Source organism: Streptomyces boluensis, from assembly GCF_009908195.1.
Taxonomy (GTDB): domain Bacteria; phylum Actinomycetota; class Actinomycetes; order Streptomycetales; family Streptomycetaceae; genus Streptomyces; species Streptomyces boluensis.
Genome location: NZ_JAAAHS010000453.1, coordinates 1 through 5427 on the forward strand (window position 1 = coordinate 1; position 5427 = coordinate 5427).

Below are 5427 nucleotides of genomic sequence, written 5' to 3' on the forward strand. Positions count from 1 at the left end.
GGGCGGGAGGTGAGGTGGGCGACGGTCTCCTCCAGGCCGAGGACGCCCAGGTCCCGCGCGTACCGGCCGAGGTAGTGCGGGAACGTGCCGTACGCGCGCGGGTGCGGCTTGAAGCCCTGCAGGATGCCGTCGCTGCCGCCGGTGTGCACCCGGTGCTGCATGATCGCGCGGACGTTGTCCTCGTGGCCGACGTGCTGGAGGATCGTCGAGCCCAGCTTGTCGTTGATGAGCAGGCGGCGGGCGGTGATCCAGGGCTCCTCGCCGCGCTGCTTCGCGGACTGGGCGATCGTCTTGCCGACGCAGGAGGCCAGGCCGGGGTCGGAGACGCCGGAGATCTCGATGGTGTCCCACTCGATCGGCACGCCGTGGCAGCCGTCGGCGCCGATGACCTCCATGTGGTGCCGGATCTTCTCGGCCGTCTCGTCGTCCTCCAGACGGGACAGGATCGCGTCCGGGCCGCCCTCGCTCGCCCAGCTCGGCAGCATCGCGACGAGTGTGGTGCAGCCCGGCGTGTACGGGTACGTGTCCAGGCTGATGTCGGCGCCCTCGGCGAGTGCGGCGTCGATGAGCGCGAGCAGGTCCGGGGCCTTGCCCTTGTTCACGCCGAAGTTCATGGTGGCGTGCGCCAGGTGCAGGGCGCAGTCGGCGTCCCGGGTCAGGTCGACCATCTCCCGGTACGCGTCCAGGGCGCCGGCGCCGTACGAGCGGTGGTGCGGGCAGTAGTAGCCGTCGTGGGCCGCCACGACCCGGCAGAGTTCGGCCAGTTCGGAGTCCTTCGCGTACATGCCGGGCGTGTACGTCAGGCCCGAGGACATGCCGACGGCGCCCTGTTCCATGCCCTCGGCGACCAACTGCCGCATCCGGTCCAGCTCTTGGGCCGTGGCGGGGCGGTCGTCCCAGCCGACGGCGTACATCCGGACGGTGCCCTGCGGGATGAGGTACGCGGCGTTCACCGCGATGCCCTGGCCGTCGTGGGCGCTGTCGAGGGCGTCGAGGTAGCCGCCGACGGTGCGCCAGTTGAAGTCGATGTCGGAGCCGTCGCCGTTCCAGCCCGTGATGGCCTGGCGGACCTGGGCGAGGGTGCGGTCGTCGACGGGCGCGTAGCTGAGGCCGTCCTGGCCGATGACTTCCAGGGTGACGCCCTGGGCGGCCTTCGCGGTGTGGGCCGGGTCGCGGAGGAGGGCCAGGTCGCTGTGGGCGTGCATGTCGATGAAGCCGGGGGAGAGGGCGAGGCCGTCGGCGTCGACGGTGCGCTGTCCGGAGGGCCGGGGGCCCTCGCCCTCTCTGCTGATCTCGGCGATCCGGCCGTTGTCGATGGCTACGTCGGCGCGGTACGAGGCGTTGCCGGTGCCGTCGATGACGCGGGCGTCGCGGATGACCAGGTCCATGGGGTGCTCTGCCTCTCTGGGTTCTTTTTCTCCCCGCCCCGCCCCTTCCCGAAAGTCCTGCGGACAGCCACGGGGCTCCGCCCCGGACCCCGCTCCTCAAACGCCGGAGGGGCTCAAATTTGAGCCCCTCCGGCGTTTGAGGAGGCCCGTCCGGCGAGGACTTCGGGAAGGGGCGGGGCGGGGATCTAGAAGTACGTGCGGATGTAGTCCACGACCGTGCCGTCGGCCTCGGCCAGGGGGATCAGCTGCCACTTGTCGAACGACGTGCAGGGGTGGGACAGGCCCATGCCGACCCAGTCGCCGACCTCCAGGTCCGCCTCGGGCGTCGTACGGACCCAGCCGTGCTGGTCGGAGAGGCCGGTGATCTCGATACCGGTGGACTCGCGGACCTCACCCGACTCCGCGTCCCGGACCACCTGAGCCTCGGGCAGGTGCAGGTCGTACGCCGCGTCCCGCTTGCCCGCGTTCACGAAGGCCTGCTCGGCGTTGGGGCGGGAGACCACCTGGGCCCAGAGCCGGAACGCGGGCTGCAGTGCGCCCTCGCCGGGGACCCGGTTGAACGGGGTGAGGTGCTTGTAGTGGCCGTCGTCGTGCGAGACGTACGCGCCGGAGCGGAGGAGTTTGAGGACGGGTGCGGAGAGGTCGGGGATCTCGGCGAACACGTCCGCGACCGCGTCGAACCAGGCGCTGCCGCCCGCGCTGACCACGATCTCGTCGAGCCCCGCGAAGCGGCCCGCCTTGTCGAAGTCCACGGCGATCGCGACCATGCGGCGCAGCCAGGCGTGCACCCGCTCGGGGTCGGCGTCCGGCACCTCGCCCTCGTAGCCCGCGACGCCGACCAGGCGCAGCGTGGTCGTGGCCGCCACCGCGTCCGCGATCGCCGCGCACTCGGCCTCGGTACGCACACCGGTACGCGCCGCGTCGCCCGCGCCGAGCTCCACCACGACCTCGACGGGGCGCGAGGCGCCGGCCGCGCGCAGGGCCGCGTCCATCAGCTCGACGCCGCGCACGGAGTCGACGTACGAGATGAAGCGGAAGTCGGGGTCCGCGTCCAGTTCGGCGGCGATCCAGCGCAGCGCGGCCGCGTCGACGAGTTCGTTGGCGAGGAAGATCCGGCGGGTGCCGTACGCGCGCGCTACCCGTACCTGGTGCGGGACCGCGAGCGTGATGCCCCAGGCGCCGTGCTCCTCCTGGCGGGCGAAGAGTTCGGGGGCCATGGAGGTCTTGCCGTGCGGGGCGAAGGCGAGGCCGTGCCGGGTGGAGTAGGTCTCCATCAGGGCGAGGTTGTGCTCGACGCGCTCGGCGGAGAGGGCGAGTACGGGCGTGGTGAAGCCGTCCGTGAAGAGGTTGCGGCGCTCGGCGGCGAGCTCGCCGACGGTCAGGCCCTCGGCGTCCGGCGGCAGGCCCTTGAAGCGGAAGTCGACTCGCTCGTCGGCGAGTTGAGTCCGTGCCGCGTGCTTTCCGACGAGCTTTCCGACGACGTTGTCGGCTGCCATGAGGGGCCTCCTAAGGGCTGACCGCCACGGTGCGTTGCAACATGTGCAATGCCCATTGCGTATTTCGCTTACCGCTGTCTAACATCCGAGCCAATACCGGGTCAATGGCGCCCGGGAGTAGTGAAGGAGATCGAGCGTGCCCACCGTGAACGCGTCAGGACCCCTCCGAGGGGCGGACCACGTCGGTACCGACGTGGTCTGTCTCGGCGAGTCCATGGTCACGTTCCGGCCCTCCCGGCCCGGACGGCTCGCCGACGTGCCGTCGTTCGAGCGCGGGATCGGCGGCGCGGAGTCGAACGTCGCCTGCACGTTGGCCCTGGCCGGGCATTCGTCGCGGTGGGTCAGCCGGGTCGGGGCGGACGGGTTCGGTGAGCACTTGATCTCGGCGATCGGCGCTTGCGGGGTTGATACGTCAGCCGTCGCCGTCGACCCCTCTCGGCCTACGGGGATCTACTTCCGTACGGCGGGGGAGCGTGCCGTCGACGTGGCAGACGACTCGGGGCTCCGCCCCGGACCCCGCTCCTCAAACGCCGGAGGGGCTGATTTTGAGCCCCCCGCCGAAGTCGCCTACTACCGTGCCGGATCCGCCGCCTCCGCCATGGCCCCCCACACCGTCGACCCGCACGCCCTCGACGACGCCCGCATCCTGCACATCTCCGGCATCACCGCCGCCCTCTCCGCCGACTGTCTCGCCCTGATGCGTGCGCTGACCGAGCCGCGGGCCGGGCGGCCGCTGGTCTCGTTCGACGTGAACTACCGGGTCCATCTGTGGGCCGACCCCGCGCAGGCCGGGCCCGTACTGCTTGAGCTCGCGCGCCGTAGTGACCTGGTCTTCGTCGGTGAGGACGAGGCCGAGGCCGCTTGGGGGATCACCGGTGGGCCCGCGGCGATCCGGGCCGCGCTGCCCGAGCCGGGCACCCTCGTCGTCAAGCAGGGCGCCGACGGTGCGACGGTCTTCAGCGGTACCGAGGCCACGTACGAGCCCTCGCTCAAGGTCGACGTGGTCGCGTCCGTCGGTGCGGGTGATGCCTTCGCCGCCGGGTTCCTCTCCGCGACGCTGCGCGGGCTCCCCGACTCCGCGCGGCTGCGGCACGGGCATCTGACCGCCGCCGCCGCCCTCCTCGTCCCCGGCGACCTGGGCACTCCGCCCGCCCGCGCCGAGGCCGACCGGCTTGCCGCGTTGAGCGGTGAGGAGTGGGGGACACTGCGCCTCGGCCCGGACACGATCGAGAGCTGGGCCGTGGAGGGAGTCACCACATGAGCCAGACCGTCGACCGGGCGCTGAGCATCCTGCCGCTGCTCGCGGAGGGACCCGCAGACCTGGGGCAGGTCGCCGAGCGGCTCGACGTGCACAAGTCGACCGCGCTGCGGCTGCTGCGCACCCTGCACGAGCACGGCCTCGTCTACCGCCAGTCCGACCAGCGCTACCGCCTGGGCGCCCGCCTGTTCGCGCTCGCGCAGGAGGCGGTGGAGAACCTCGACGTGCGCGAGATCGCCCACCCGCACCTCGTCGAGCTGAACGAGCAGATCGGGCACACCATCCACCTCGCCGTGTACGAGGAGAACGAGGTCCTCTACATCGACAAGGTGGAGAGCCGCTACCCGGTGCGGATGTACTCCCGTATCGGCAAGCCCGTCGCGATCACCGTCGCCGCCGTGGCCAAGCTGCTGCTCGCCGACCTGTCCGAGCCGGAGCGGCGGGCCATCGCCGAGAAGCTCGACTACCCCATGTACACGGCCCGTTCGATACCGAACGCCGCGGCCTTCCTCCGGGAGCTCGCGACCGTACGGGAACAGGGCTGGGCCACCGACCTCGGTGGCCACGAGGAGTCCATCAACTGCATCGGGGCCCCCATCCGCGGTGCGGACGGAAGGGTCGTCGCCGCCATGTCGGTCTCCGCGCCGAACGTCGTCGTCACCGCGGAGGAGCTCCTCACCCTGCTGCCGCAGGTGCGCCGCACCGCGGAGGCCATCAGCCGCGAGTACTCGGGCCACACCCCCGCGTAGGCCCCCCGGCCGCCCCCACTGACCACAGTTCCACGACCCATCGCTCAACACCCCTCAGAAGGAAGACGGTTCATGACCGAGAAGATCGCTCTCACCCCGGCCACGCACACCACCCCGCCCGCGAAGTTCTCGCACGGCGTGAAGAAGGGCAACCTCCTTCAGGTCGCCGGACAGGTCGGCTTCCTGCCCGCCGAGGAGGGCAAGGCGCCCACCCCGGCAGGCCCGACGCTGCGCGAGCAGACCCTGCAGACCTTCGCCAACGTCAAGGCGATCCTCGAAGAGGGCGGCGCGAGCTGGGACGACGTGATGATGATGCGCGTCTACCTCACGGACGTGGACCACTTCGCCGAGATGAACGCCATCTACAACGAGTACTTCGAGGAGCAGGGCCTCAAGGCCCCCGCCTCCGCGCGTACCACCGTGTACGTCGGTCTCCCCAAGGGCCTGCTCATCGAGATCGACGCGCTGGCCGTCCTCGGCTGACGTGCCGTTAGAACCGCCGCTCCACCTGAGCGCGGCACGGCGCTCCGCTTCCC

At 71.2% G+C, this 5427-nt stretch carries 5 protein-coding genes; 3 read left to right on the plus strand and 2 right to left on the minus strand.

Features of this window, described 5'->3' with window-relative positions:
* Nucleotides 1-1388: N-acyl-D-amino-acid deacylase family protein (locus tag GUY60_RS33520; protein ID WP_161704783.1), on the minus strand; the 1388-nt coding region annotated here is incomplete at its 3' end.
* 185 nt (nucleotides 1389-1573) lie between these two features.
* Complete coding sequence (locus GUY60_RS33525; protein ID WP_161704785.1) at nucleotides 1574-2884, minus strand: amino acid deaminase; 1311 nt, start codon at nucleotides 2882-2884, stop codon at nucleotides 1574-1576.
* A 214-nt stretch (nucleotides 2885-3098) separates the two neighbouring features.
* Between GUY60_RS33525 and GUY60_RS33530 the strand changes: the two genes are divergently transcribed.
* The 3 genes from GUY60_RS33530 (at nucleotide 3099) to GUY60_RS33540 (ending at nucleotide 5374) form a co-directional block, all read left to right on the plus strand.
* A complete protein-coding gene (locus GUY60_RS33530) occupies nucleotides 3099-4145 on the plus strand; it encodes a sugar kinase (RefSeq protein ID WP_161704791.1) in 1047 nt (348 codons plus the stop codon).
* On the plus strand, nucleotides 4142-4891 hold the full coding sequence (locus GUY60_RS33535; protein WP_161704787.1) for an IclR family transcriptional regulator: 750 nt from the start codon (nucleotides 4142-4144) through the stop codon (nucleotides 4889-4891). Before GUY60_RS33530 ends, GUY60_RS33535 begins: the two co-directional genes overlap by 4 nt.
* 72 nt (nucleotides 4892-4963) lie before the next feature.
* Nucleotides 4964-5374, plus strand: coding sequence for a RidA family protein (locus GUY60_RS33540; protein WP_161704789.1), 411 nt, complete (start codon nucleotides 4964-4966; stop codon nucleotides 5372-5374).
* The last annotated feature ends 53 nt before the right edge of the window (nucleotides 5375-5427 follow it).

Excerpts from the sequence above, each read along its gene's own strand:
- GUY60_RS33535 (WP_161704787.1), top strand. The coding sequence starts at position 4,142 with ATGAGCCAGACCGTCGACCGGGCGCTGAGCATCCTGCCGCTGCTCGCG.
- GUY60_RS33525 (WP_161704785.1), bottom strand. The coding sequence starts at position 2,884 with ATGGCAGCCGACAACGTCGTCGGAAAGCTCGTCGGAAAGCACGCGGCA.
- GUY60_RS33540 (WP_161704789.1), top strand. The coding sequence starts at position 4,964 with ATGACCGAGAAGATCGCTCTCACCCCGGCCACGCACACCACCCCGCCC.
- GUY60_RS33530 (WP_161704791.1), top strand. The coding sequence starts at position 3,099 with ATGGTCACGTTCCGGCCCTCCCGGCCCGGACGGCTCGCCGACGTGCCG.